Origin of the sequence: Nocardioides stalactiti (genome assembly GCF_014180715.1) — a bacterium.
Lineage (GTDB): Bacteria > Actinomycetota > Actinomycetes > Propionibacteriales > Nocardioidaceae > Nocardioides > Nocardioides stalactiti.
This window is the reverse complement of record NZ_JACEFC010000059.1, coordinates 1-25,410: the sequence shown is the minus strand read 5'-3', so window position 1 is coordinate 25,410 and position 25,410 is coordinate 1. Positions and strand designations below refer to the sequence as shown.

Annotated in this window: 22 protein-coding genes and 1 pseudogene; 13 read left to right on the top strand and 10 right to left on the bottom strand. The window is 71.4% G+C overall.

Annotation, left to right across the window (positions count from 1 at the left end; genetic code table 11):
• Both H0487_RS12995 and H0487_RS12990 read left to right on the top strand, forming a co-directional pair.
• The coding region (locus tag H0487_RS12995; protein WP_183094656.1) for an FG-GAP repeat domain-containing protein at positions 1 to 993 on the top strand (993 nt) is incomplete at its 5' end.
• A gap of 8 nt (positions 994 to 1,001) precedes the next feature.
• Entirely contained in the window at positions 1,002 to 3,161 is a 2,160-nt protein-coding gene (locus H0487_RS12990) for a serine/threonine-protein kinase (protein WP_183094655.1), read from the top strand.
• Between the two features lie 2 nt (positions 3,162 to 3,163).
• Here the strand turns inward: H0487_RS12990 and H0487_RS12985 are convergent, their stop codons facing one another.
• Positions 3,164 to 3,451, bottom strand: coding sequence for a hypothetical protein (locus H0487_RS12985; protein WP_183094654.1), 288 nt, complete (start codon positions 3,449 to 3,451; stop codon positions 3,164 to 3,166).
• A 74-nt stretch (positions 3,452 to 3,525) separates the two neighbouring features.
• On the opposite strand from H0487_RS12985, the gene H0487_RS12980 reads away from it, so the two are divergent.
• Complete coding sequence (locus H0487_RS12980) at positions 3,526 to 4,854, top strand: GDSL-type esterase/lipase family protein (protein ID WP_183094653.1); 1,329 nt, start codon at positions 3,526 to 3,528, stop codon at positions 4,852 to 4,854.
• A 43-nt stretch (positions 4,855 to 4,897) separates the two neighbouring features.
• Here H0487_RS12980 and H0487_RS12975 read toward each other — a convergent pair whose 3' ends face one another.
• The gene (locus tag H0487_RS12975) at positions 4,898 to 6,181 is read right to left on the bottom strand and encodes an adenylosuccinate synthase (RefSeq protein WP_183094652.1); all 1,284 of its coding nucleotides are present in this window, start codon (positions 6,179 to 6,181) and stop codon (positions 4,898 to 4,900) included.
• A gap of 89 nt (positions 6,182 to 6,270) precedes the next feature.
• On the bottom strand, positions 6,271 to 7,716 hold the full coding sequence (locus H0487_RS12970) for a carboxyl transferase domain-containing protein (protein ID WP_312855937.1): 1,446 nt from the start codon (positions 7,714 to 7,716) through the stop codon (positions 6,271 to 6,273).
• A 23-nt stretch (positions 7,717 to 7,739) separates the two neighbouring features.
• On the opposite strand from H0487_RS12970, the gene H0487_RS12965 reads away from it, so the two are divergent.
• Together H0487_RS12965 and lysS are read left to right on the top strand one after the other, a co-directional pair.
• Positions 7,740 to 8,666, top strand: coding sequence for a diacylglycerol/lipid kinase family protein (locus tag H0487_RS12965; RefSeq protein WP_312855936.1), 927 nt, complete (start codon positions 7,740 to 7,742; stop codon positions 8,664 to 8,666).
• 21 nt (positions 8,667 to 8,687) lie between these two features.
• Positions 8,688 to 10,403, top strand: coding sequence for a lysine--tRNA ligase (gene lysS / locus H0487_RS12960; protein WP_183094650.1), 1,716 nt, complete (start codon positions 8,688 to 8,690; stop codon positions 10,401 to 10,403).
• A gap of 110 nt (positions 10,404 to 10,513) precedes the next feature.
• Here the strand turns inward: lysS and H0487_RS12955 are convergent, their stop codons facing one another.
• Both H0487_RS12955 and H0487_RS12950 read right to left on the bottom strand, forming a co-directional pair.
• A complete protein-coding gene (locus tag H0487_RS12955; RefSeq protein ID WP_183094649.1) occupies positions 10,514 to 11,548 on the bottom strand; it encodes a type IV toxin-antitoxin system AbiEi family antitoxin domain-containing protein in 1,035 nt (344 codons plus the stop codon).
• Between the two features lie 161 nt (positions 11,549 to 11,709).
• Positions 11,710 to 12,123: a DUF3151 domain-containing protein gene (locus H0487_RS12950; RefSeq protein ID WP_183094648.1), complete on the bottom strand. Its 414-nt coding sequence runs from the start codon at positions 12,121 to 12,123 to the stop codon at positions 11,710 to 11,712.
• A gap of 56 nt (positions 12,124 to 12,179) precedes the next feature.
• Between H0487_RS12950 and H0487_RS12945 the strand changes: the two genes are divergently transcribed.
• Complete coding sequence (locus H0487_RS12945) at positions 12,180 to 12,788, top strand: class I SAM-dependent methyltransferase (RefSeq protein WP_183094647.1); 609 nt, start codon at positions 12,180 to 12,182, stop codon at positions 12,786 to 12,788.
• Positions 12,789 to 12,896: 108 nt separating this feature from the next.
• Complete coding sequence (locus H0487_RS12940) at positions 12,897 to 13,442, top strand: hypothetical protein (RefSeq protein ID WP_183094646.1); 546 nt, start codon at positions 12,897 to 12,899, stop codon at positions 13,440 to 13,442.
• Between the two features lie 38 nt (positions 13,443 to 13,480).
• Here H0487_RS12940 and fbaA read toward each other — a convergent pair whose 3' ends face one another.
• Positions 13,481 to 14,512 carry a class II fructose-bisphosphate aldolase gene (fbaA, locus tag H0487_RS12935; protein ID WP_183094645.1) on the bottom strand — a complete coding sequence of 344 codons (1,032 nt, stop codon included), beginning with the start codon at positions 14,510 to 14,512 and terminating at the stop codon, positions 13,481 to 13,483.
• A gap of 138 nt (positions 14,513 to 14,650) precedes the next feature.
• Between fbaA and H0487_RS12930 the strand changes: the two genes are divergently transcribed.
• The 4 genes from H0487_RS12930 to H0487_RS12915 all read left to right on the top strand — a co-directional run bounded on the left by H0487_RS12930 (position 14,651) and on the right by H0487_RS12915 (position 18,775).
• Positions 14,651 to 15,400, top strand: a complete 750-nt coding sequence (locus H0487_RS12930; RefSeq protein WP_183094644.1) for a septum formation family protein — start codon at positions 14,651 to 14,653, stop codon at positions 15,398 to 15,400.
• 73 nt (positions 15,401 to 15,473) lie between these two features.
• A complete protein-coding gene (locus H0487_RS12925) occupies positions 15,474 to 16,220 on the top strand; it encodes a septum formation family protein (protein ID WP_183094643.1) in 747 nt (248 codons plus the stop codon).
• A 156-nt stretch (positions 16,221 to 16,376) separates the two neighbouring features.
• The gene (locus H0487_RS12920; RefSeq protein WP_183094642.1) at positions 16,377 to 18,146 is read left to right on the top strand and encodes a right-handed parallel beta-helix repeat-containing protein; all 1,770 of its coding nucleotides are present in this window, start codon (positions 16,377 to 16,379) and stop codon (positions 18,144 to 18,146) included.
• Positions 18,143 to 18,775: a hypothetical protein gene (locus H0487_RS12915; protein ID WP_183094641.1), complete on the top strand. Its 633-nt coding sequence runs from the start codon at positions 18,143 to 18,145 to the stop codon at positions 18,773 to 18,775. The genes H0487_RS12920 and H0487_RS12915 overlap by 4 nt, the downstream gene beginning before the upstream one ends.
• A gap of 15 nt (positions 18,776 to 18,790) precedes the next feature.
• On the opposite strand, the gene H0487_RS12910 is transcribed toward H0487_RS12915, so the two are convergent.
• Positions 18,791 to 19,438, bottom strand: a complete 648-nt coding sequence (locus tag H0487_RS12910; RefSeq protein ID WP_183094659.1) for a TrmH family RNA methyltransferase — start codon at positions 19,436 to 19,438, stop codon at positions 18,791 to 18,793.
• 132 nt (positions 19,439 to 19,570) lie between these two features.
• Here H0487_RS12910 and H0487_RS12905 point away from each other — a divergent pair, with 132 nt between their 5' ends.
• A complete protein-coding gene (locus tag H0487_RS12905; protein ID WP_312855935.1) occupies positions 19,571 to 20,329 on the top strand; it encodes a DedA family protein in 759 nt (252 codons plus the stop codon).
• A 40-nt stretch (positions 20,330 to 20,369) separates the two neighbouring features.
• Here H0487_RS12905 and H0487_RS12900 read toward each other — a convergent pair whose 3' ends face one another.
• From H0487_RS12900 to pyrE, 3 genes are all read right to left on the bottom strand, one after another.
• Entirely contained in the window at positions 20,370 to 22,226 is a 1,857-nt protein-coding gene (locus H0487_RS12900) for a fibronectin type III domain-containing protein (RefSeq protein WP_183094640.1), read from the bottom strand.
• Positions 22,227 to 22,403: 177 nt separating this feature from the next.
• Positions 22,404 to 23,975, bottom strand: a complete 1,572-nt coding sequence (locus H0487_RS12895) for a fibronectin type III domain-containing protein (RefSeq protein WP_183094639.1) — start codon at positions 23,973 to 23,975, stop codon at positions 22,404 to 22,406.
• A 115-nt stretch (positions 23,976 to 24,090) separates the two neighbouring features.
• Positions 24,091 to 24,627, bottom strand: coding sequence for an orotate phosphoribosyltransferase (pyrE, locus tag H0487_RS12890; RefSeq protein ID WP_312855934.1), 537 nt, complete (start codon positions 24,625 to 24,627; stop codon positions 24,091 to 24,093).
• An 89-nt stretch (positions 24,628 to 24,716) separates the two neighbouring features.
• Between pyrE and H0487_RS12885 the strand changes: the two are divergent.
• A pseudogene (locus H0487_RS12885) lies at positions 24,717 to 25,410 on the top strand (hypothetical protein); the annotation flags it as partial.

The following is a 25,410-nucleotide window of genomic DNA, read 5'->3' as shown; positions in this document are numbered from 1 at the left end:
CTGTTCCTGCGCCCCGGCGACGACGGCGTCGCCGAGACCGTCGCCGAGGGCTACCCCGACGGGGTCGACCCGGCGGACCAGGCCGACCTCCACCTCGCCGACGTCGACGGCGACGGTGCTCTCGACCGGGTCTTCGCGACCACGTTCGCGCCGACCCGCGAGACGCTCGTCATCGACGTGGTGCCGGCCGAGGGTGAGCCGTGGCACCAGGAGATCCCGTACGCGGCGACCCCCTGGGGTGCCGCCGACGCCGTCCAGGTGCTCTTCGGCGACCTCGACCGCGACGGCAGGGCCGACCTGGTCGTCGCCAACGAGTACCTCACCGACGGGTTCTCCGTCTTCGTCGGCTCCGCCGGGGACGGCGCGTTCGCCGACCCCGAGGAGTGGTACGCCGCCAGCACCGAGGCCTCCCTCGCCCAGCTCGACGTCGCCGACTTCGACGGCGACGGCGAGCACGACGTCCTCGCCTCGCTCGAGGGACCGGCAGACGACAGCGCGGACGCCCCGTGGAGCATCGAGCTCCAGCTCCTGACCTCCGACGGCAGCGCGCTCTCCGCGGCAGGGGCCCCCCGGCCGCTCGGGCCCGGCAACTACCCCCAGGGCGTCCGGCTGTACGGCGACCTCGACGGCGACGGTTCCGACGAGCCGCTCCTGGTCGGTCCCGGCGGGTTCGCCACGACGTCCTTCTCCGCGGGCGCCGCACCGGACGTCGTACCGGTCTGGGAGGTCGACCCCGCCAACCAGGCCTGGCAGGCGCGCTACGAGCGCTACAGCTCGGTCGCGTCAGCAGACTGGGTCATGTCCGACGTCGACGGCGACGGCGACGACGACCTGGTCTTCCTCCAGTTCCGCGGCGACGAGGACAGCAGGCCGGTCACGGTCCGGCTCGCGGAGGAAGGCCAGCTCGGCGACCCGGCCCCCTGGGGCTCCTTCGACTGTGGCACGGCGTGCGGCCCGGTGTTCGACTACCGGCCCGTGACGCCGGCCTACTGAGGACGGACATGCACGTACCGCAGCCCGGCGAGTCCCTGGGGCACTACCGGATAGAGCGCGTCCTCGGCCAAGGCGGCATGGGCGTCGTCTACGTCGCGACCGACCTCCGACTGGGGCGGGAGGTCGCCCTCAAGGTGATCACCGGGCCACTCGCCGCCAACGAGGAGTTCCGTCACCGCTTCCACCACGAGGCGCTGGCGATGTCGCGGGTGCAGTCGCCGTGGATCGTGCAGATCCACGACCACGACGAGGTCGACGGCTACCCCTACATCGTCACCCAGCTGGTCCTCGGCACCGACCTCGGCTCCCTGGTCCGGGCGGAGGAGCGGCTCGCCCCGCAGCGGGCGCTCCGGCTCTGCGCACAGGTCGCGCGCGGCCTCGACGACGCGCACCGGGCCGGGGTCCTGCACCGCGACGTCAAGCCCGGCAACGTGCTCCTCGGCGACCCCGGCACCCCGCACGAGCACGCCTACCTGTGCGACTTCGGGATCGCGACCTCCGACGCGGCCAGCCACCACACGGCGACCGGCATGGTCGCCGGGACCTGGGCCTACCTCGCGCCGGAGCGGACCCTCGGCGCACCGGCGGTGCCGGCCAGCGACCTGTACGCCGTGGGATGCATGCTCTGGACCTGTCTGGTCGGCCACGAGCCCTACCGCGGCACGCCCGTGGAGATGGCCGTCGCGCACGCCAACGCCCCCGTGCCCCAGCTCGCCGGCGACGACGAGTTCTCGCGGTCGCTCAACCGGGTCCTCGACCGGGTGCTCGCGAAGGAACCGACCGGACGGCACCCGGACGGGGCCGCCCTGGCCGCCGACCTGGAGCGGCTCGCCCTCGAGGCGCCGGACGTCCTGCCGAGCGCGCCCGCGACCGGCGCGCCCGCGACGGCGGTCCACCACGACCCGCCCCCACCGCCTCCGCCCGGGCCTGCACCCGCCACCACGGTCGCCCCGGGGACCGCGCCCGCGCCGGACCGTCGCCGGCGATGGCCGCTCGTCGCAGCAGCCGCCGTCACCGTCGCCGCCCTGGTCGCCGGCACGACGTGGGCCGGCCTCGCCGCCCGTGACGACGACGAGCCCCGCGGGTCGGACCCGGAGCCCGAGGTCCCCGTGCTCGTCAACGGCGACCTCGACGGCGACAGGTTGGGCGACGTGCTCGTCCAGGGCCGCACCGACACGTTCTCCTCCCCGACGACCACCAACGCGACCATCTGGCCGCTGCTCTCCACCGGCACCCGGTTCGGGCCGGCCGCGCCGGCCGGCAGCGAGTCGGGCGCTGCGCTCCTCGGCGACGTGGACGGCGACGGGCTGATGGACCAGGTCTGGTTCGCCGACGCGCCGGGCGCCGCCTACCGGATCCGGGTGATCACCGGCACCCGCGAGATCTGGGAGCACAACCAGCAGCTCTCGGCCCTGGAGGAGTGGGCCGAGATCCTGGAGCCGCTGCTCGCCGACGTCGACGGCGACGGCCGCGACGACGTCGTCTTCAGCAACCTGCTGACCGAGACCGGCACCGTCCACGCCGCCCTCGCCGGCGACCAGGAGTTCGGCGAGCCCCAGGTGGTCGCCACGCTCGACCCGATCGAGGATCCCGTGACCGGGGTCGGCGACCTCGACGGCGACGGCGACGACGACCTGTTCCGGGCGGTCAACCGCTACAACAAGACCTTCAGCGCCATCGTCGGCCTGGAGGTCCAGGCCTACCTCAACGACGGCGGCACCTTCGAGGCGCAGGCACCGACGCCGCTCCGGCACGAGGACTGGGGCGCCGGCTGGTTCCTCGCCGGCGATCCCGACGGTGACGGCACCGACGAGCTGGTCGTGACCAACGGGCGCGGCGGCGCGGTCGGCGTCGTCGCGTACGGCGACGACGGCTTCGGCCAGGTCGAGGAGTGGCTCCCCGGGAACATCCGGGAGCGGCTGTGGGAGCGGATCGTCGCCGACGCCGGCGCGCCGCACTTCAAGCAGACCCTGTCCGACGTCGACGGGGACGGCGACGACGACCTGGTCTCGTACGCGCTCAAGCGCGAGCGGTTCGCCCTCGGGGTGGCGCTGTCGGACGGGTCGTCGTACGCGCCCTACGAGGAGTGGGGCGCGGTCCCCTGCGGCGTCGCCCAGCCGTGCGACCAGTTCTCGCTGGTGGCCGACGTCCGTCCGTCGATCACCTGACCTCAGGCCCCGTCGAAGCCGCTGAGCAGCAGGAAGAACAGCAGGACACCCACGACCGCGGCGCCGATCCCGAGCGCAGCGCCCACCAGCACCCGCCGCCTCGTCGTCGCACCGTCCCCCGCCAGGTCGGGGGTCGCCCAGCCGACCAGCGCGCCGATCCCGGCCATCGCACCGAGCTGGGCGGGAAGGATCCAGTTCTCGGTGCCCTGGCCGTCGAGGAACGTAGCCGCGACCGGCAGGCTCACGACGCCGGCGGCGAGCAGGAGGAGGTAGGCGATCACGCGGGGCACGTCCTGAGGTTAGGGCCCCGCACCTCCACGAGACGGGACCTCGCGGACACGGGAGGTCTGGCACCGTCTTGTCCATGCGCCGCATCCTCGGGATCGCTCTCGTCCCGCTCCTTCTCGCCCTGCTGCCGGTCGCCTCGCCGCCCGGCGGCGCTCCGAGCGCAGCCGCAGGCGCCGCGGAAGCGGTCGCGACGTCCTGCTCAGGACGGCACTGGGTGGCGTCCTGGTACGCCGCTCCGGGCGACGCCGTGCTGTCTCAGCCGCCGGTCGAGCAGACGTTCCGCGTCCAGGTGATGCCGACCCGCCAGGGCTCGGTGGCCCGCTTCCGCCTGTCGAACCGGTTCGGCAACCGGCCCGTGCGGTTCGGCGCGGTGACCGTCGGTCGGCAGGACAGCCCCGGCAGCGCGGCGATCGAGGCCGGCACCCTGCGGGCGCTCCGCTTCGACGGGCAGCGGGCCCTGGTCCTCCCCCCGGGCGCCGACGTCCTCAGCGACCCGGTCCGCCTCCGCTTCCCCGCTTTCAGGGCGCTGCTCGTCAGCATGCACGTCGTCGGCTCCCCCGGCGGCGCGACCCAGCACGGCATCTCCGAGCAGACGACGTGGCAGACGGCGCCGCTGTCGGGCGACCACACCGCCAGCCTCGGCGCCGACGGCTTCGTCGGGCTCCCGATTCCTGGGGTGACCCCGGCGCTGCCGCAGGGCATCCCCTACGTCATCGGGATGGACGTCCGCGCCAGTCGCCGGGTCGGCACCGTCGTCACGTTCGGCGACTCCATCACCGACGGCACCGAGTCGGAGATCTCCGCCGTGGTCCTGTCGCCCGACAACATCGACACCTTCACCAGCTATCCCGAGCAGCTCGGTCGGCGGATCCGTCGGGCCCGCCTCCCGTTGTCGGTGGCCAACGCCGCGATCTCCGGCAACCAGCTCCTCGCGGACGCGAGCGTGCCGATCTTCGGCCCGTCCGGCCTGTCCCGGCTGCGGATCGACGCACTGGCCCGTGCCGGTGCCACCACCCTGATCCTGCTCGAGGGCATCAACGACATCGGCCAGTCCTTCGCGACCCGCGACGAGCTCGTCGCCGGCTACCGCGAGGCGATCGACGCGGCCCACGAGCGCGGGATCCGCGTCCTCCTGGGCACGCTCACCCCGCAGAACGGTGCGCTCCAGCCCGGCTACGGGGCCATGGCCGAGCCGACCCGGGTCGAGCTCAACCGGTGGATCCGCCACCAGCACCGCTCCGACGGGATCGTCGACTTCGACCGGGCGGTCCGCGACCCCGAGGACCCGTCGCGGATCCGTGAGGAGTACGACGGCGGGGACGGCCTGCACTTCAGCGCGGAGGGCTACCGGGCGATGGCCGCCGCCGTCCCGCTGCGTGCGCTGCGCCTCCCCGCCTGCGACTGACCGGCAACCCGGCGCCTCAAGTGGCTCGGGTGGCCCAGGTGGCTCAGCGCAGCGGGTGGAGGACGACCGCCTGCTCGCGCTCGGGGCCGACGCCGACGACCGACATCCGTGCCCCCGACATGCCCTCGAGCGCCTCGACGTAGGCCCGCGCGTTGGCCGGCAGGTCCTCGAGCGTCCGCGCGCCGGAGATGTCCTCGGACCAGCCCGGGAAGTACTCGTAGATCGGCACCGCGTGGTGGAACGCGCTCTGGTTGGCCGGCATCTCCTCGTAACGCTCGCCGTCGACGTCGTAGGCGACACAGACCGGGATCTCCTCCAGGCCGGTGAGCACGTCGAGCTTGGTCAGCACGAAGTCGGTGACCCCGTTGACGCGCGCCGCGTAGCGGGCGATCACGGCGTCGTACCAGCCACAGCGGCGCGGCCGGCCGGTCGTCGTACCGAACTCGAAGCCGGTGTTGCGCAGGAAGTCGCCGGACTCGTCGTGCAGCTCGGTCGGGAACGGGCCCTCGCCGACGCGGGTCGTGTAGGCCTTGACGATCGCGATGACCTGGTCGATGCGGGTCGGCGGGATGCCGGAGCCGGTGCAGGCGCCACCGGCCGTCGCCGACGACGACGTCACGAACGGGTAGGTCCCGTGGTCGACGTCGAGCAGCGTCGCCTGGCCGGCCTCGAGGAGGACCGTCTCGCCGCGGTCGAGCGCCTGGCCGAGCAGCAGTGTCGTGTCGCAGACGTAGGGCGCGAGCCGGTCGGCGTGGGCGAGCAGCTCCTCGACCGTCTGGTCGACCGACGGCGCGCGGCGGTTGTAGACCTTGGTGAGGACCTGGCCCTTGAGCTCGAGGGCGCCCTCGACCTTCTGGGTGAGGATCTTCTCGTCGAAGAGGTCCTGGATCCGGATGCCGATCCGGTTCATCTTGTCGGCGTACGTCGGGCCGATGCCGCGGCCGGTGGTGCCGATCTTGCGGCTGCCGAGGAAGCGCTCCGCGACCTTGTCGAGGGTGCGGTTGTAGTCGGCGATGACGTGGGCGTTGGAGCTCACCTTGAGCCGGCTGGTGTCGGTGCCGCGGGCCTCGAGACCATCGATCTCCCGGAAGAGGACCTCGAGGTCGACGACGACGCCGTTGCCGATCACGGGCGTGCAGCCCGGCGTGAGGATGCCGCTCGGCAGCAGGTGGAGGGCGTACTTCTCGTCGCCGATGACGACGGTGTGGCCGGCGTTGTTGCCGCCGTTGAACTTCACCACGTAGTCGACGCGGCTGCCGAGGTGGTCGGTGGCCTTGCCCTTGCCCTCGTCGCCCCACTGGGCGCCGACGATCACGATCGCTGGCATGTTGTGCTCCTTCGCAGAAATGCGCGAACCCCGGTCGCAAGACCGGGGCTCTTGCGACGCAACGTTAGCAAATCAACCGGCCGCGGCCGTCACTGACGCAGGTGGTGGGCGATCTCCGCGGCGACGGCACGAGCCAGCGCGGCCGGGGTGTCGTCGTCGTGCTCCGGTACGACGGCGTGCACCTCTCCCCCGGCGAGCAGGTCGACGGCACGCACCCCCTGGGACGCCGCCATCTCAGCGGCGTGGTCGGGCGTGCCGTGCATGATCACGCTCGCGCCCTCGGGCGGCAGCGGCGAGAGCCAGGCGTGCTGGGTGGCGAGGACCGTGTCGGCGGGCAGCAGAGCCAGTGCGCCACCGCCGCAGCCCTGGCCGAGGATCACCGACACCGTCGGCACCTCCATCGTCACCAGGGTCGCGATGCAGCGCGCGATCTCCCCGGCGATCGCGCCTTCCTCGGCGCGCTGCGAGAGCTCCGCACCCGGCGTGTCGACGATCGTGACGAGCGGCAGCCTCAGCTCGCCGGCGAGCCGCATCGCGCGGCGTGCCTCGCGCAGCGCGGCCGGACCCATGGGGGTCTCGGCCGTCTGCCGGCTGTGGTCCTGGCCCACCAGCACGCACGGCACCCCGTCGAGCCGGGTCAGGGCGACGATCACCGTCTCGTCCCGCTCACCCTCGTCGGTCCCGCGCAGCCGGAGCGTGCCCTCGGCCCCGTGCTTGAGCAGGTCGCGGACGCCGACCCTTCCCGCGGCGCGGGTGCGGGTGATCGACTCCCAGGCCGGCGGACCGTCGGCCCCGCGCTCGATGGGCGGCCGCCGCTCCAGCGTGCTCGGGGCGACCGGGTCGACGACGACCGCGAGGGCCTGGTCGAGCAGCCAGCGCAGGTCCTCGGCCGCCGCGACGGCGTCGATGATGCCCTTGGCGGCGAGGTTCTCGGCGGTCTGCACGCCCTCGGGGAACGGCCGGCCGTTGAGCGCTTGGTAGACCTTCGGACCGAGGAAGCCCACGAGCGCCCCCGGCTCCGCGACGGTCACGTGGCCCAGCGACCCCCACGAGGCGAAGACGCCGCCGGTCGTGGGGTGACGCAGGTGGACGATGTAGGCGAGCCCGGCGGCGCGGTGCTCCATGAGCGCCCGCGAGATCTCGATCATGTGGACGAACGCGCGGGTGCCCTCCTGCATCCGGGTCCCGCCCGACGACGTGCTCGCCACCACCGGGATGCCCGCAGCAGTGGCCCGTCGCACGGCGCCCGCGATCCGCTCCGCCGCAGCCACCCCGATCGAGCCGGCCAGGAACCCGAACTCGTTGACGATGAACGCGACCGGGCGGCCGTTGACGCGGCCCTCGCCGGTGAGCACCGACTCGTCGGTGCCCGCCCTGTCCTGCGCGGCGCGGAGCTCGGCCTGGTAGGCGTCCGGATGGCCGCTGATGTCGACCGGGGCGTCCCAGGAGGTGAAGGAGCCCTCGTCGAGCACCAGGTCGATCAGCTCACGCGCGGTCCAGCGGCGACTCGTCCCCATGACGTCGAATGCAATCACGAGGTGCCGCCTACAGTGACCGCGTGCCCACCTCCGAACCCCTGCTCGTCATCACCAACAGCGACGCAGGGACAGCCGACGACACCACGCTCGCGGCCGCCCTGGAGGTGCTGCGCGCGTCGACCTCGGTCGAGGTGGCCGCCACCTCCGACCCCGGCGAGCTCGACGGCGCCCTGCACCGGGCCGGCTCCCGCAGGGTCGTCGTCGCCGGCGGCGACGGCAGCCTGCACGCTGTGGTGGCGGCCCTGCACCGGCGCCGCGAGCTCGGCCCCGACCGCGTGCTCGGCCTGCTTCCGCTCGGCACCGGCAACGACTTCGCCCGCACCCTCGGGATCCCGCTCGACCCCGCCGAGGCTGCAGCCGCAGTGGTCGCGGGTCATCGGCGGCCGATGGACCTGCTCGTGGACGAGGTCGGCCAGGTCGTCGTCAACCAGGTCCACCTGGGGGCCGGCGCCGAGGCCGGCAAGCGCGGTGAGCCGTGGAAGGAACGGCTCGGCGGGATCGGCATCGGGCCGCTCAACCTCGGCCGGCTCGGCTACCCGATCGGCGCCGCGCTGTCCGCCATCGACCCGCCGTCCCTCCGGCTCCGCGTCGAGATCGACGGCGACGTCGTCAACGACGTCGACCACCCCGTCCTCATGGTCGCGCTCGGCAACGGCGCGACCGTCGGCGGAGGCCTCGAGCTCACGCCCGACGCCGACCCGGGGGACGGCCGGATCGACGTGATGATCGCGCGGCCGCGGGGCACCCTGTCCCGCTTGGCCTATGTCGCGCGGCTCGGCATCGGCGCCCATGCCGACCACCGCGACGTGATCACTCGCCAGGCCACCACCGTGACCGTGAGCGGCACCGAGTTCTGGTGCAGCGCCGACGGCGAGATCTACGGACCCGAGCGCCACCGCAGCTGGCGGCTCGAGCCGGCGGCGTACTCGATGATCGTTCCGGCCTGATCCACCACTAAAGTGCCCGGCGTGGCACGAGGACGCGGCAACGCCGAACAGGGAGCAGACCCCGTCGACTGGGTGACCCGGACCGCCGACCTGGCGCTCCGGCACGCAGAGACGGTCAACGGCGGCACCCTCCCCGACGTCGTCACCTGCGCCTCGGGCATCAGCCCGTCCGGCCCGATCCACCTGGGCAACCTGCGCGAGTTCCTCACCGTCCACTTCGTGGCCGAGGAGATCCGCCGGCGCGGGATCAACGTGCGGCACCTGCACAGCTGGGACGACTACGACCGCTTCCGCAAGGTCCCGGCCGGCGTCGACGCAGCGTGGAACGAGCACATCGGGCGACCGCTGTCGGCCGTCCCCGACCCGACCGGCGAGTTCCCGAGCTGGGCGGAGCGCTACAAGGCGCCGCTGCGTGCCGCGCTCGCCGAGATGGGCTGCGAGATGGTCGAGGTCAGCCAGACCGAGATGTACGCCGCCGGCACCTACCGCCAGGAGATCCTCACCGCGATCCGCAAGCGCAGCGAGATCGAGACGGTCATGGCGCGCTACCGCACCAAGAAGGCCGAGCCGGCCGAGGGCGAGGAGCCCCTCGACCCGACCGCGGAGGAGGACGGTGACGACGCCGGCCACGGCGCGACCGAGGACCTCGCCCGCTTCCCCTACAAGCCGTACTGTCGCGGCTGCGGACGCGACACCGTGACCCTGACGTCGTACGACGACACGACGACCGACCTCGCCTACACCTGTGACGTGTGCGGCGGTTCCTTCGTCACCAACGTCGCGACCCAGGACGAGGGCAAGCTGGTCTGGAAGGTCGACTGGCCGATGCGCTGGACCTTCGAGGGCGTCCACTTCGAGCCGGGTGGCGTCGACCACGCGTCGCCGGGGTCGTCCTACACCGTCGGCAAGGAGATCGTCGGCCCGATCTTCGGCGGCGCCGCGCCGTCCTTCGTCGGCTACTCGTTCGTCGGTGTCGCCGGGATGCCGAAGATGTCGTCCTCCAAGGGCGGCGTGCCGACCGCGGCCGAGGCGCTGCGGATCCTGGAGGCGCCGATCCTGCGCTGGCTCTACGTCCGGCGCCAGCCGAAGCAGGCGTTCAACGTCGACTTCGGCCAGGAGGTGCTGCGGCTGTACGACGAGTGGGACGCCCTGACCAAGAAGGCCGCGATCCCGGAGAAGCGCGACGCCGCCGTGCTGGCCTGGGAGCGGGCGTCCTCGACCGCTGCCGCGGGGGCGCTGCCCGTGCCGTCGGTCGTCGTACCGTTCCGGATGCTCTCGTCGGTCGCCGACGTGACCGCCGGGTCGCGCGAGATCACCGCCCGCACGGTCGGTGCGACGGAAGCGGACCTGGAGCCGCGGCTGAACAAGGCCGCGACCTGGATCACCGACTACGTCGACCCCGACGACCGCACCACCGTCCGCGAGACCGCCGACGCGGCACGGCTGGCCGCCCTGTCGGAGGACGAGGAGCTGTGGCTGCGTCAGCTCCTCGACCGGCTCCCCGACTCCTTCGCCGACGGCGACGAGGTCTCGAACCTGATCTACGGCGTGCCCAAGCTCGCCCGGGGACTGACGCTCGAGGACGCTCCGACCGACCAGGTCAAGGCCGACCAGAAGGCGTTCTTCAAGCTCCTCTACGAGCTGCTCGTTGCTGCCGAGCGCGGCCCCCGGCTGCCCACCCTGTTCGCGGCCCTCGGCCCCGACCGGGTGCGCGAGCTGCTGACCCCACCGTCCTGACTGCGGGCGGCTGGCAATCGGTCGAGTAACTACGTGTTACTGCCACTACCAGGGTGGTCGACCACCCTGGTAGTGACAACAGCACCGAGGTAGTCGCGCGCGAGCGCCGATCACGGCGCCGACCGCCGAACGCCGTACCGAGCGCGGATCTCTGCTGCCTCCCGGGCCAGTTCCGGTGCGAGCTCAGCTCCGAAACGCCTCACGGACTCCGCATGGTCTGCCCTCAACCGGCTGATCGCCTCGGACCTGCGCCGTCCCCAGTAGTCCTCCCAGACAACCCGGGTGACGACGGTCCCGCGATCGGTGACCAACCGCTCGCGCGCCTTCTCCTTCCACAGCACCACGTCCGGCGGCTCTTCGGCCACGCCGCCGAGGGACCGCGGCTGGAGCTTGACCCGACCGTCCGTCTCGATCATGTGGTTGCCGACCCTGAGGTCACACCACTTGATCCCGTCGGACGTCCGGATCGGGAACTGGCAGTCGGGCTCGCCGATCCCCGCTTCCAGCACGAGATACCGCCCGAGCGACTCGTGCGGGTTCTCGGCACGGCCGTCGGCCAGCCGGACCGCGGTGTGCGCCGCGCGGATACCCGGCCACTGCTCCATGGGTTCGTACGCCGCCACGAGCGCCGCCCTGCTCACGCCGATACGCATCGCCGAGTCGCAGGCGACGAGCCCGTGCATATCGCCGTAGCGGCGGGAGATGTCGATCGCCGTACGGGCCGCGTCGAGCACCCTCACTCCGTTGATGTCGACCACCTGGTCAGGACGGAATCCGGCCAGGTGGTGCGCGACACCGTTCTCCGTCCACGCGTTGGTCCACCCAGGTCGAGTGATGTGAGTCAACGGGATCGGCGGCCGCAGGGTGTCGACACCCAGCTCGTCCGCGGACGACTGATGGCTCAGCACCCATGCCCGCTTCATCGTCACCACGACGGCTCTTGCCATCAGTCGCGGGCGCCCGCGCCACTCGTCGAGCGATTCCCACAGCTCGGTGGTCGTGTAGACGCCGCGCCTGAGCGCCAGCCACGCACCCTGCCGCCTGAGCTGACGGACCTCGCTCGGGCTCATCCCGAGATCCAGGGCCTGGACGAAGGTGATGAGGCCACCGTTGGCAGCGAGCGCTCCCGACACGCGAGGATCCATGGCCGCAAGCCTGCGGGCGTCGTACGTCACCCGCTCCCTGCGGACGGATCGAATGTGGAGAAGGGACGACTACCTCGGCCTTGTGGCCAGTACCCGGGTGGTCGACCACCGAGGCAGCGGCCGTAACACGTAGTTACTCCGCCGCCGGGGGCCGCACCTGCTCAGCCCAGCAGAGCGTCGTACGCCTCAGGGCTGGAGTCGCGCAGGAACGTCGAGCAGCGCTCCCACTCCTCGGTCTCGCCGATGGCGCGGGCGCTGTTCGCGAGCAGCGCGAGGCAGCGCAGGAACCCCCGGTTGGGCTCGTGGTCGTACGGCACCGGACCATGGCCCTTCCAGCCGTTGCGGCGCAGCATGTCGAGCGAGCGGTGGTAGCCGACTCGGGCATAGGCGTAGACGGTGACGTCGTCGGCCCCCTGCTCCAGTGCGGCATCGGCGAGGGTCGCCCATGCCAGGGGCGACGCCGGATGCTTCCGTACGACGGCCGCGGGCTGCTCACCTGCGGCGAGCTCACCGGCGGCGGGGTCCTCAGGCAGCCGGGTGGGTGGCGGTCCGGCCATGAGGTCGATTCCAGTCATGCTCCAGAGTCTGCCGTCCGACCAAGGCGAACCGCGAGCCGGCGTACCTTCAGGTCATGAACCCCTACGACCGCTACCTGCTGCCGTGGCTGATCGAGAAGGCGTGCGGAGTGGGCGCCATCCAGAAGAAGCGCAGCCAGCTGGTCCCGAAGGCGCACGGTCGGGTGCTCGAGGTCGGCATCGGCACAGGGCACAACCTCGTGTTCTACGACCGCGACCGCGTCACGGAGCTGATCGCGGTCGACCCGGCGGAACAGATGCATGGCCGGGCGCAGAAGCGCGCTGCTGAGGCGGGGATCGACGTCCGGGTCCTCGGCCTGCCGGCCGAGCGGATCCCGCTCGACGACGCGTCCGTGGACACTGTGGTGATGACCTTCACCCTCTGCTCCATCCCTGACCCAGCGGCGGCGCTGGCCGAGATGCGTCGAGTGCTGAGGCCCGAGGGAGCACTGCTGTTCCTGGAGCACGGCGCCGCGCCGACCGAGGGCGTGCGGAGGTGGCAGCAGCGGCTCAACCCGATCCAGAACCGAGTGGCCGGGGGGTGTCACCTCGACCGCGACATCCCCCGCCTCCTCGAGCAGCAGTTCAAGGTCGCCGACCTCGAGGAGGGCTACCTGCCCGGCGTGAAGGTCGCCAGCTACCTGTACTCCGGCACGGCGGTCTGAACGGGAGGGCTCGAGCGCGGGGTAAGCCTCCTCTCATCGAGCGCTCACCCCGACCTCACGTGGATCCGCGACGGTGGGCCATCCGACCCCGACCCACCAGGAGCACCCATGAACCGGAGCACGAGGGCGATCATCGCCTCCCTGTCCACCGCCGCCGCTGCCGCAAGCATCACCGTCGCGCTCGGCAGCCCGGCCCACGCCGACGAACGGCGCTGCACGGGAACCATCCGTGCCGTCGCGATCGACGGGGACGTCGTCGTACCGCAAGGTGCGACCTGCACGCTCGTCGGCACCCGAGTCGACGGCAACGTCAAGGTCAACCGCAATGCGACGCTGTATGCCCGCGGAGTTCAGGTCAACGGCAACGTGCAGGCCGACGACTTCCGACGCGTCGAGGTCACCCAACGCACGATCGACGGCGTCGTCCACCGCTCCAGGATCGGCGGCAGCATCCAGGTGAAGCAGGGTGGAGCCGGCGTGGTGCGTCGTACGGTCGTCAAGGCCGACGTCCAGGTGTTCTCCAACGACGGCCTCTGGGCGATCTACGACAACGCGATCGACGGCAACCTGCAGTGCAAGTCGAACGCTCCCCGGCCGGTCGGTGACCGGAACCGCGTGGAGGGCAACAAGGAAGACCAGTGCGAGACCTTCTGATCTCGCACTGACCGAGCCGCGTTGGCCAGCTCGGCCGGTCAGCCGATGGTGGTGCCGGCCGAGCGGAGGTTCTCGCAGGCCTCGACGACGCGGGCGGCCATGCCGGCCTCGGCCGACTTGCCCCAGGCGCGGGGGTCGTAGGCCTTCTTGTCGCCGACCTCGCCGTCGATCTTCAGGACGCCGTCGTAGTTGGCGAACATGTGGGCCGCGGCGGGACGGGTGAAGGCGTACTGGGTGTCGGTGTCGACGTTCATCTTCACGACGCCGAAGTCGACGGCCGCGCCGATCTCCTCGGCGGAGGAGCCCGAGCCGCCGTGGAAGACCAGGTCGAACGGCTTGGCGTCGGCGGCCAGGCCGAGCTCCTTGACGACCGCCTCCTGGGCGGCCTTGAGGATCTCCGGGCGCAGCTTGACGTTGCCGGGCTTGTAGACGCCGTGCACGTTGCCGAAGGTGAGGGCGGTCAGGTAGCGGCCCTTCTCGCCGATGCCGAGCGCGCGCACGGTGGCCAGCGCGTCCTCGGGGGTCGTGTAGAGCTTCTCGTCGATCGCCCCGACGATGCCGTCCTCCTCACCGCCGACGACGCCGACCTCGATCTCGAGGATGATCTTGGCGGCGGCGGCCTTCGCCAGGAGCTCCTCGGCGATCTGCAGGTTCTCGTCGAGCGGTACGGCGGAGCCGTCCCACATGTGCGACTGGAACAGCGGGTCCTCACCGCGCGCGACCCGCTCGGCCGAGGCCTCGAGCAGCGGTCGGACGAAGCCGTCGAGCTTGTCCTTGGGGCAGTGGTCGGTGTGCAGGGCGATGTTCACCGGGTAGTTCTTCGCGACCTCGGCGGCGTACGCCGCGAACGCCAGCGAGCCGGTGACCATGTGCTTCACGCTCGGGCCGGAGAGGTACTCCGCGCCACCGGTGGAGATCTGGATGATGCCGTCGGATCCGGCATCGGCGAACCCCTTGAGGGCCGCGTTGAGGGTCTGGGAGGACGACACGTTGATCGCCGGGAAGGCGAAGGCTCCGGCCTTCGCGGCGTCCAGCATCGCGGCGTACTTGTCAGGGGTGGCGATGGGCATTGCTGTACAGCTCCTGCTCACGGGGGACGGTTCGTCCGGGCCACCCTAATGCCCGACGGCTTTCTTTACTGTTCCGGTCCGCGCTCCGCAGATCCCGTCTAGATTTTCGCGAGCATTCGATCCCGGAGGAACACCCCCTTGAAGCTGCGACTCGGCGCCGCCGTCCTGTTGGCCGCCCTCATCCCCCTGACCGCCGTCACGTCGTCGAGCCCCGCGAGCGCGGGCACCGAGGTGGACATCACGCCGCCAGCGGTGGGCTCGTGCCACGACCTCACCTGGGACGAGTTCTACTCGGCCGCAGAGGAGCCGGAGGCTCCCGTCGACTGTGCGGGGCCGCACACGTCCCTGACGGTCCGGGTCACCGAGATCGACCCCGTGGACGACTGGGAGGCGAGCTGGGGAGACATCGTCAACCGTGAGTACGTCCCCTGTCTCAAGGCCCTGGTCGCCGCGACAGGCGGGCGCCCGGACCTGGTCCTGATGTCGACCTACCGACTGACCTTCTATCGTCCGACCGAAGAGCAGCGCGAGGCGGGCGCGTCGTGGGTCCGGTGCGACGCCGTCGTGTGGGGCAAGCAGGGGACGATCATGCGGATGCCGACCGACGTCGTGATGGACGGTTCCCGTCCGCCGGCGAGCGTGCGCCGCTGCCTCCTCGGCAAGCGCCAGGACTACGCCACCGTCGTCTGCACGATGCGTCACCAGTACATCGCGACCTGGGCCTTCAAGATGCCCCACGACCGCTACCCGGGCGAGCGGAGGGCGAAAGAGTTCGCCCACCGGAAGTGCCACGACAAGCTGGGCTCCGGCGACTGGGTCTACACCTGGATCTACAAGTCCTATTGGCGAGCCGGCCTCCGCTACGCCGTCTGCTCCCCCGCAGACTAGGAGCAGAGCCGCAGGCGCGCAGCACCGGCTGACGCGGCCTCAGGTCGGCACCCGCCCCGCCGATGGGGGCTGCATGAAGCTGCGTATCGCGGCTGCCCTGCTGGCTGCCCTCACCCCGCTGACCGCGCTCGCCGCCGGACCGGCGGAGGCCGAGGTCGAGGTCGACATCACCGCGCCAGCGGTGGGGAGCTGCCACGCGCTCTCCCTCGAGGAGGGCGGGGAGTGGAGCGACCCCGACGAGTCGGTCCCCTGCACTGGACCGCACACGTCGCGCACGGTGAAGGTCCTCACCTTCGACGACCCGTCGGTGTGGACCGACGTCGAGTCGTTGTTCGACCTCGCTCCGCGGCGGTGCCTGCCCGCGATCGGGCGGGCCCTCAAGGCCGAGCCGAAGGTGATCAGCCGCTCGGCGTACGAGCTGTACTGGTTCGTCCCGACCGAGGAGCAGCAGGCAGCCGGTGCGCTGTGGCTCCGGTGCGACGTCGTCCTACGCGGCGGCGACCGCTTCCTCCGGCTGGGGCGCCGACTGACGCTCGGCGACGACCTGCCGCTCCCTGACGCCGTCGCCCGCTGCCGGGCCGACGAGGCCAGCGGCTTCCGCCCGACCGCCTGCTCGAGGCCGCACGCCTACCGCGCGACCGCGCTGATCCCCTATCCCCAGGCGGAGTTCCCGGGCACCGAGGCCTCGATCGCGTTCGCGCAGCGCAAGTGCCAGCGCCGGATGGACGGCGCCGCCCACTACTGGGAGGCCACCATCAACCAGGGCTACTGGGACGCCGGCTATCGCTGGGTGGTCTGCTCGGTCCTGACCGAGGACTGACCGTGGCCGACCGAGGACTGACCGAGGCCGACGGGGGCTGACCGAGCGGGTCAATCGACCTGAAATTGTGTGACGCACGTAACTCCGGCCGGTGGAACCCGTTTCACGGGTGAGTACCGGTGTGCGCGGCAGGCCGCCGCGCTGAGGAGGTCCCCCATGCGTCGTGTCCTTGTCGTCCTTCTCGGGCTGCCCCTGCTGGTCGCCCTGCTGCTGGCGACCCCCTTGATGACCGGGCCCGCGAACGCGCACGAGGAACGGGAGTCGGAGTTCCCGCCCGGCACCAAGTCGACGCCGACGCACCGCACCGAGGCGCAGGCGGCCGAGGTGCTCGTGGTCTGCAAGCCGGACTCGGCCGACCGGATCGCCCGGATGACCAACCCGGTGGTCAAGAAGCGCAACCTGCGACTCCTCGAGAAGTGCCGGTTCCGTGACCTCCAGGCCGCCGTCGACGCCGTCCGCGTCCAGAAGACCAACATCTACCTGCTGCCCGGCGTCTATCGCGAGCGGCCGTCGTGGAAGCCGGCGTGCGTGGGCGACTACAACGGCGGGATCGTCAGCTACGAGCTGTCCCACTCCTGTGGCGAGGTCGTCAACCTGGTGACGATCGCGGGCGACGACCCCGACGACGCGGACATCGTCTGCGACAGCGCCGTCTGCAACCTCCAGGTCGAGGGCACCGGCGCCGGCCCCGGCGACGTGCTCTTCCGCGGCGGCTTCAAGGAGGACGGCGACTGGGTCAAGCACAACGGCATCAAGGCCGACCGGGCCGACGGGTTCTACCTGGCCAACATGACCCTCGAGCTGTTCCGTGAGAACGCCGTCTACGTCCACGAGACCGACGGCTTCGTCGTCGACCGGGTCGTGACCCGCTACAACGACCTGTACGGCGTGCTCGCGTTCACCTCCGACCACGGCCTCATCCACCGCTGCGACGCTCACCACAACGGCGACTCGGGGATCTATCCCGGCAGCTCCGCCGACGTGAACAAGGACAACAGGACCACCGGTCCGCTGACCCGCTGGGCCGTCGAGGTGCGCAACTGCAACATGCACCACAACGCCCTCGGCTTCTCCGGGACGGCCGGCAACTCCGTCTACGTCCACCACAACAAGATCCACCACAACGGCGTCGGCTACGTCGTGGAGTCGATCCTCGCCGGGCACCCGGGCATGCCCCAGGACCACGGCTGGTTCTCCAACAACCAGATCTACTCCAACAACGTCAACTACTACGGCAACGTCGCCGGCGACGACGCTCCGTGCCAGGAGGAGAAGCCCGCCGACCGCGGCCACGAGCGCGGCATCGTCTGTCCGGCGTTCGCCCTCCCCGTCGGCACCGGCGGGATGATGGTCGGCAACCACAACTTCGTGGACAGCAACCAGGTCTGGAACAACTACCGCCAGGGCTTCATGCTGTTCTGGGTGCCGCCGGCGCTGCTGCGCGAGGACTACAACCCGCTGCACCAGACGGACAACTCCAACTACAACCGGTTCACCAACAACACGATGGGCATCACGCCTGCCGGGGCGGCCTCGCCCAACGGCCTCGACTTCTGGTGGGACGACGCCGGCATGGGCAACTGCTGGCAGAACAACATCACGCCGTCGGGCGTCCCCATCACCCACAACGCCACGCTCGGCTACCTGCCGAACTGCCGCCTGGCCTCGCTGCTCCCGGTCAGCAACCTGATCAAGACGACGACGCTCATCCCCTGCGCGCAGTACGACCGTTACTCCAACCCGGCTCCCAACGGCTGCGACTGGATCGTCACGCCGCCCAAGCCGACGCCCGAGAGCATCGCGGCCGCCTCCGCCAACGCCGACCAGGGCCCCGACAGCCCGGTGCTGCCGGTCGCGCTGGTCGCCGCCGGCATCCTGGGCGCCGCCGTGCTGCGGCTGCGCGTCCGGAGGGCGCGCGCGTCGTGACCCTGCTCGACCACGGCCAGGACCGGGAGGTGACGTCGCCGGACGTCACCTCGCCGGAGGGTGCGCCGGGCGGCCGGCCGTTCCGACGGCGGGCGCTGCGCGCCGGGGTGACGATCGCCGCGGCGCTGGCGCTCGGGTGGGCCCTGCTGCTCCCGTACGGCGTCCGGATCGGGCAGGACGTGACGCCGGGGCTGCCCGTCGACGCGGGCCTCTACGTGCCCGAGTACGGCGAGAACGGCACCTACGGCCTGGACTACCGCCACCACGAGACAGTGACCCTGCGGGTGCCGATCCGGAACCGCGGCCCGCTTCCCCTGACGCTGACCGCGGCGAGCATCGACGACGGGCTCTACCCGCTGCTGGTCCACGGGGGCGACAACCTGCCGTTGGACATCGGCCCGTGGAGCGAGGGTGAGCTCGAGCTCGAGCTCACCTTCGACAACTGCCGCTACTACCACGAGCGCGCAGCCGAGACCTACGAGTCGGTGGCGCTCCAGGGCTCGGTGCTCGGCCGCGACTTCGAGGAGCAGGTCACGCTCGCCTACCCGGTGGTCCTCCACGGCCAGGTCATCCTGACCTGTCCCGACCGGACCCTGCGCCGCGACGACGACCACCCGGACAGCCGCTGAGCTTCAGGCTGACGCTCAGCCTCGCCAGGCCGCCTCGTCGCCGAGGTCGGCGTGCGCGCGGACCCAGGCGTGCATCGCGATCGCGGCGGCCGCCGAGGCGTTGATCGAGCGGGTCGAGCCGAACTGCGCGATCGCGAACGTCCCGTCGCAGGCCTGACGCGCCCCTTCCGAGAGGCCGGGGCCCTCCTGCCCGAACAGGAAGCAGACCCGCTCGGGGATCGCCATCGTCTCCAGGTGCGCCGACCCGGGCAGGTTGTCGATGCCGAGCAGCGGCACCGGCCCGCCGTCCTGCGCGGCGAGGTAGGCGTGGAGGTCCTCGACCGTCGGGTGGTGGTGCACGTGCTGGTACCGATCGGTCACCATCGCGCCGCGACGGTTCCACCGGCGGTTGCCGACGATGTGGACCTCTGCGGCGAGGAACGCGTTCGCGGAGCGGACGATGGTCCCGATGTTGAAGTCGTGCTTCCAGTTCTCGATCGCGACGTGGAAGCCGTGCCGACGGGTGTCGAGGTCGGCGACGATCGCCTCCATCGACCAGTACCGGTAGCGGTCGACGACGTTGCGCCGGTCGCCCTCGGCGAGCAGGCGCGCGTCGTACTCCTCACCCTCGGGCCAGGGACCCTCCCAGGGCCCCACACCGACCTCGGCGGGGCCGTGGGGCATCGGGTCGTACGGCGCCCGGACCTCCTCGGGAACGTCCTCTGCCACGGCCGTGACCCTACGGCGTCGGGCGCCCGACGCGCTCAGTCAGGGGATCCGGGCCTCCGATGTGGAACCGGCCGGTACGGTGATCCCGTGACAGGGTGGGTCCTCCCGAACGTCGAGCCGATGCTGCTCGGGATGAAGTGGATGGAGCCTGAGTGGCTCCTCGATCAGTTCGGCGCGGAGCTGTTCTGGCTGAGCCTCGCGATCATCTTCATCGAGTGCGGGCTCTTCTTCCCGTTCCTGCCGGGTGACACCCTGCTCTTCGCGCTCGGCATCTTCATCGCCGGCGAGAGCATCGACCTGTTCCCCGGCCCGCCGTTGGTCGAGCTGGCGATCGCCCTCGGCCTGCTGACCGTCGGGGCCTTCCTCGGCAACGTCGCGGGCTACGAGATCGGCCGCGCCATCGGGCCACCGCTCTATGAGCGCGACGGGCGGTTCCTCAAGCGCAAGTACTTCGACCAGACCCGCGAGTTCTTCGACAAGCACGGCAACAAGGCGCTCGTCATCGGCCGCTTCGTGCCGTTCGTCCGCACCTACGTCACCGTCGTCGCCGGCGTGACCAGGATGGAGCGCGGCCGCTTCTTCAAGTGGAGCGCGATCGGCGCCGTCCTCTGGGTCGCCTCGATCCTGGTCCTGGGCTACTTCCTCGGCACGGTGCCGAAGGTCGGCCCGTTCCTGTCGGAGAACATCGACTACGCGATCATCGTGATCCTCGCGTTCTCGGCGGTCCCGCTCGCCTACGAGTGGTGGCGGCACCGCCGCACGGCCTCCAGCAAGGCCGACGACAACGACGGCGACGGCCACCCGGACCGCGACATCCTCGGGCTGGACGCGACCCACTCCGACTAGTGTGCCGACGCGCTCAGCACGCGTGAACCGACCGCCCCGGTCACCCAGGCACCCGGAACGTGGTGCTGAACGTCGAGTAGGTCCCGTCGCCCACCGCGTTGGTCGCCCGGACCCGGCAGTGGTAGCCCTTGCCGGGTGTCAGCCCGGTCGCACCGATCGGGGAGCCGCTGCTGGTGCCGTAGCGCGTCACCCCGCCATCGGTGGAGATGCACTGGAGCCGGTACGACGTGATCGGGCTGCCGTTGTCGCTCACGGGGGCGGTGAAGGTGAGGTCGGCGAACGCGGTCTGCGGGGTCGACCCGGCGATCTTGAGCTTGACGTTGGTCGGTCGGTCCGGCACGTCGGCGGCCAGGGTCACCGTCGGTGAGTAGGCGGAGTACAGCCCGTCGCCGATGGTGTTGGTCGCGCGGACCCGACACTTGTAGGACCGGGCCGGCGTCAGGTTGCTGATCGTGATCGGTGACGCCGCACCGTCGACCGTGCGGGTCGTGCCGCCGTCGCTCGAGAGGCACTGCGCGCGGTACGTCGTGATCGCACTGCCGCCGTTGCTCGCCGGCGGGGTGAACCCGACCCGGATGCTCCGGGGCGACAGGACGGTCGCCGTGACCGCGGTCGGACGTCCCGGTGCGGTCGCCGCCGCCGGAGTGGTGAAGGTGTTGGTCAGGTTGGACCAGGAGCCCGGACCCGCGCTGTTGGTGGCCCGCACCCGGCAGGCGTAGGAGTGCCCCGCGGACAACCCGGTCACCGACAGCGGGCTCGACGCACCGGTGGCGGTCCGCGTCGTCCCACCCGTGGCGCTGGTGCACTCGGTGCCGTACGACGAGATCGCCGCGCCACCGTTGCTCGCCGGCGCGCTGTAGCTCACGTTCGCCGTGGTCGAGGAGGTGGCGTTGGCCGACACGTTCGTCGGCGCCCCGGGGACGGTCGCTGCGGCAGGCGTGGTGAAGGTCGACGTGTAGGCGGACCAGACCCCGTAGTAGGCGCTGTTGTTCGCGCGCGCTCGGCACTTGTAGGTGTGGCCGGACGAGAGCCCGGTGACGTCGACCGGGCTGCTCGCGGCGAACGCGCTCCGGGAGGCGCCGCCGGTGGTGCTGACGCACTCCGCGTCGTAGTCGGTGATCGGGCTGCCACCGTTGGTGGCCGGTGCGGTGAAGGTGACCCGGGCCGTGCTCGACGACGTCGCCGTCGCCGCCACGGTGCGCGGCACATCGGGGGTGCCGATGAAGACGTTGAGGTTGGAGGTCAGGAGCATGACGTGGTTGGTGTTCGCGGGCGCACTCTGCAGCTCGACGCCGATCGGGGTGTTGCTCTGCAGGGTGTCGGAGACGATCGGGAACTGGAACTCCAGGTAGGCGCTCGGGTCGGAGCCGTAGCGGTTGGGCAGGAACCAGTTCCCACCATCCTCGCTGAACGTCGAGTAGTACCGGCCGTTGCTGTCGACGTTGGACCACTGCGGACAGTCAGCGGGGTGGGTCAGCCGCGCACCCTCGAGGTAGCAGAAGATCTGGCCGGTGCGGTCGAGCCGGACGCCCGCCGGGAGCACGACCTTCGGAGAGAAGAACACGCCACCTCCGCAGTGGTCGCCGTAGCTGATGACGAACAGCCGGAGATAGGTCTGCTGCCCCACGAAGGGCTGCATCGGCGACGAGTCGTAGTCGGCGTAGGTACCGACGAACGCCTCGATCCCGGTCTCCTCGAACGAGGGTCCGATGATCGTCGAGTAGCAGTTGGTGACCTTGGTGACCTTGTGCTGCCCGTCGACCCAGCGCGGGGCCGCCTGCGCGGCCGGCGGAGCGACCGCCAGCAGCGTCGCGATGACGGCGAGGAGGAAGACGACCGCCCCGGCGCGCCGCGAGCGGCGTCCTGACGTCGTACGGCGGCGAGCGGTGGTGTCCATGACGTCCCCCAGGGAGCTAGGTAGACAGCCAGTTGACCCTGCGCAGCGACCCCTGTCCGCCGTTCGGCGGGATTGTCATCCCAGGGACGGACTCGAACCATCCTCAGGGATGAGCAGGTGGACGCCGAAAGGGCGCCGGTGGCGGTGCCCCCGCCGCCCTCGCGCCACCCCCGTCGACTACACCGGCAGCCGGAAGCTCGCGGTGTAGGCCGAGTAGATCCCGTCACCGGCCGCGTTGGTCGCGCGGACCCGGCAGCGGTAGGCCTTTCCGGGCGTGAGCCGGGTCGCGGTGATCGGCGACGACGCGCCGTCGGCGGAGCGGGTCGTGCCACCGTCCGACGACACGCACTGCACCCGGTAGGTGGTGATCGGGCTGCCGTTGGCCGCCGGAGCGGTGAAGGCGATCCGCGCGCTGCTGCTGGTGAGCACCGTGGCGGTCACGTTCGTCGGCCGCTCGGGCGCCGCCGCCGGCAGCTTCACCGTGGGCGAGTACGCCGAGTAGGCACTGGTCCCGATCGCGTTGGTCGCGCTCACCCGGCACCGGTAGGTCTTGCCGGGCGACAGCGTGGTCAGCGTGATCGGCGACGAGGCTCCGTCGAGCGTCCGCGCCGTGCCGCCGTCGGTCGAGAGGCACTGGGCCCGGTACGACGTGATCGCGCTGTTGCCGTTGCTCGCCGGCGGGGTGAACGCCACGCGGGCGCTCTTGCCGCTGAGGACGGTCACGTTGACCCCGGTGGGTGCACCCGGCTTGCTGGTGGCCTGCGGCGTCTGGAAGGTGGTCCCCTTGGCCGACCACGCCCCGGTGCCCGCCGCGTTGGTGGCGCGGACGTCGCAGGCGTAGGTCTGGTTCGGCGTCAGTCCGGTGAGGTTGATCGGGCTGGCGTTGCCGTTCGCCGTCTGGGTCGCTCCACCGGTGGTGCTCTCGCAACGGGCCGTGTAACCGGTGACCGCGCTGCCGCCGTCGTTCGCCGGGGGGCTGAAGGCGACCTGGGCGCTGGTCGGCGACGTCGCGCCGGCCACGACGTTGGTCGGGGCACCGGGAGCGGTCACCGGCGCGGGGCCGGTCCAGAGCGGGACCGTGAGGTTGAGGGTCGGGCCGGCGTTGCCGTCCGCGATGCTCAGCTCGGTGGTCAGGTTCGCGCCGTTGACCGGTGCGGTGATCCTGATCGGCACCAGGAACTCCCAGGCGGAGCCGTTGTTGCCGTCGACCGAAGGCAGCGGCCAGCCGCCGCCCCAGCCGTTGACGGAGTTGGAGTAGTAGCCGTTGGCGGACACGTTGGACCACTGCGGGCACTCACTGGCGCTCGTCACCTGCTGCTGGGCCTGTCCCGGGCGGGTGTAGTAGCACTTGATGACCTCGTTCTTGGCAAACTCGACGCCGGCCGGCAGCACGAACCGGGGGTAGATGATCGGCGTGCTGCAGTGGGAGCCGACGCGCATCGCGTAGGTGTCGAGGTAGGTGGTCTCGCCGACGCGCGGCGTGATCGGGTTCGAGGTCTGGTCGCCCCAGTAGGAGACGAACGCGCCGATCCCGAACTCCTGGTACGGATTGCCCCAGATGATCGAGGGGCAGTTGGTGATGGTCGTGTACTTGGTGGAGCCCGAGTTCCACTTCGCCACGGCGGAGGCCGGGGCGGGGACGAGACCGATCACCGCCGTCGCGAGGGCGACGACGAGGACCAGCGGGCTCAGGCGGCGCAGCACACGGGACCGGGTCGGCCGGCGATGCGCGCGGGGGCGGTGCAGCATGGTGGGGATCTCCTGCGTAGGTGGTGGGGTGGTGTGAACCCCGACCTACCCAGCACACCAAGCCGGCCAACCAGATGACGCACGGAGTCATCCCCAGGGATGACTCCGTTCATCCTCAGGAACGACGAACGGCGTCCAGCTGTGCCTTGGTGAGCACCGCACGGATCTCCAGGCCCACGTCCTCCAGGGGGTTGGACCCCTCGGGACTGCGGTCGATCGCGCACACCACCGTCTCCACGATCGCCCCGCTGGCACGCAGCGCGTTGGTCGCGTCGCGCACGGCGCCGCCGGTGGTGATGACGTCCTCGATCAGCGTGACCCGCTTGCCGTCGTACGACGGTCCCTCGGCGAGCTTGCAGGTGCCGTACTTCTTCGCCTCCTTGCGGACGAACAGGGCGGGCATGCCGATGAGCTGGCTGACGGCCGTGGCGATCGGGATGCCGCCCATCTCCAGGCCGCCGAGGAGGTCGGTGTCGGCCGGCAGCAGCTGGGCCATCTCGCGCGCGACCCGCGCCAGGAGCAGCGGTTCGGCCTCGAAGAGGTACTTGTCGAAGTACTCGTTGCTCACCTGGCCGGAGCGGAGCGTGAACTCCCCGCTGAGACGGCAGGTGGCGTCGATGTCGGCGGCGAGGTCGGGATCGGTCGTCGTCACGAGGTGAAGGCTAGTGGTTGGTCCCGGACAGCCTGCGACAGTCGTGCGCGCTCATGGAATCCTGCTGCCCTGGAACGAGAGGGGGCGCGGTGACCAACGGTGGTTTCCGGGCGGGAGTGCAGCCGGGTGACGGCGTCGTGGCGCGCTACGGAGAGGTCGCGGTCGTGGTCGCCCCGGGCGGCGACGCGTTCACCGACGCGGTGGTGCGGCTGGTCTCGCTGTCGCACGGCGACCCGCGCACCCTGCTGTGGCAGCTGACCGGCCTGGTCGCGGCCCACCAGCCGGGCGCCCCGGCCTTCGCCGTGGTCGTCGGCGGACCGCCCTCCACCCGGGTCCTGCTGCACGGTGCGGCCCGTGCCGTGGTCGACGGCGAGGTGGTCGACGGCGCCGCCGCGTGGACCTGGACCGAACAGACCTTCACCGGCCACCGGAGCGTGGCCGTCACCATCGCGCCGGGCGAGGTGGTAGCGACGCCGCGGAGCGACCTCCGCGACGGGGTGCTGTCCGGCGCCGGCCTGGTCGTGGTCAACGAGACCGTCGCGGTGACGCCGTCGCCCAGCCCCGCGCCCACCCCGGCACCCGTCGTCGTCCCCGAGCCGGCCTCGGGAACACCTCTGCGCTCGGCGGGGATGTCGGTCTTCACGCCGCTCCCCACGCCGAGCCCCACCCCGACGCCGGCGGCAGCGCGGGCCTCGATCGTCACGCCCCGCCCCCCGACCGCGGAGGAGGTGAGCACGGCGTTCGCGGCGACCCCGAACGAGACCGTGCACATCGCCGACTCCA

Bases quoted from the DNA above. Each gene is read 5' to 3' on its own strand.
- H0487_RS12990 (WP_183094655.1), top strand. From the start codon at position 1,002: ATGCACGTACCGCAGCCCGGCGAGTCCCTGGGGCACTACCGGATAGAG.
- H0487_RS12980 (WP_183094653.1), top strand. From the start codon at position 3,526: ATGCGCCGCATCCTCGGGATCGCTCTCGTCCCGCTCCTTCTCGCCCTG.
- H0487_RS12975 (WP_183094652.1), bottom strand. From the start codon at position 6,181: ATGCCAGCGATCGTGATCGTCGGCGCCCAGTGGGGCGACGAGGGCAAG.
- H0487_RS12955 (WP_183094649.1), bottom strand. From the start codon at position 11,548: ATGGATCCTCGCGTGTCGGGAGCGCTCGCTGCCAACGGTGGCCTCATC.
- H0487_RS12950 (WP_183094648.1), bottom strand. From the start codon at position 12,123: ATGACTGGAATCGACCTCATGGCCGGACCGCCACCCACCCGGCTGCCT.
- H0487_RS12945 (WP_183094647.1), top strand. From the start codon at position 12,180: ATGAACCCCTACGACCGCTACCTGCTGCCGTGGCTGATCGAGAAGGCG.
- H0487_RS12940 (WP_183094646.1), top strand. From the start codon at position 12,897: ATGAACCGGAGCACGAGGGCGATCATCGCCTCCCTGTCCACCGCCGCC.
- fbaA (WP_183094645.1), bottom strand. From the start codon at position 14,512: ATGCCCATCGCCACCCCTGACAAGTACGCCGCGATGCTGGACGCCGCG.
- H0487_RS12925 (WP_183094643.1), top strand. From the start codon at position 15,474: ATGAAGCTGCGTATCGCGGCTGCCCTGCTGGCTGCCCTCACCCCGCTG.
- H0487_RS12920 (WP_183094642.1), top strand. From the start codon at position 16,377: ATGCGTCGTGTCCTTGTCGTCCTTCTCGGGCTGCCCCTGCTGGTCGCC.
- H0487_RS12910 (WP_183094659.1), bottom strand. From the start codon at position 19,438: ATGCCCCACGGCCCCGCCGAGGTCGGTGTGGGGCCCTGGGAGGGTCCC.
- H0487_RS12900 (WP_183094640.1), bottom strand. From the start codon at position 22,226: ATGGACACCACCGCTCGCCGCCGTACGACGTCAGGACGCCGCTCGCGG.
- H0487_RS12895 (WP_183094639.1), bottom strand. From the start codon at position 23,975: ATGCTGCACCGCCCCCGCGCGCATCGCCGGCCGACCCGGTCCCGTGTG.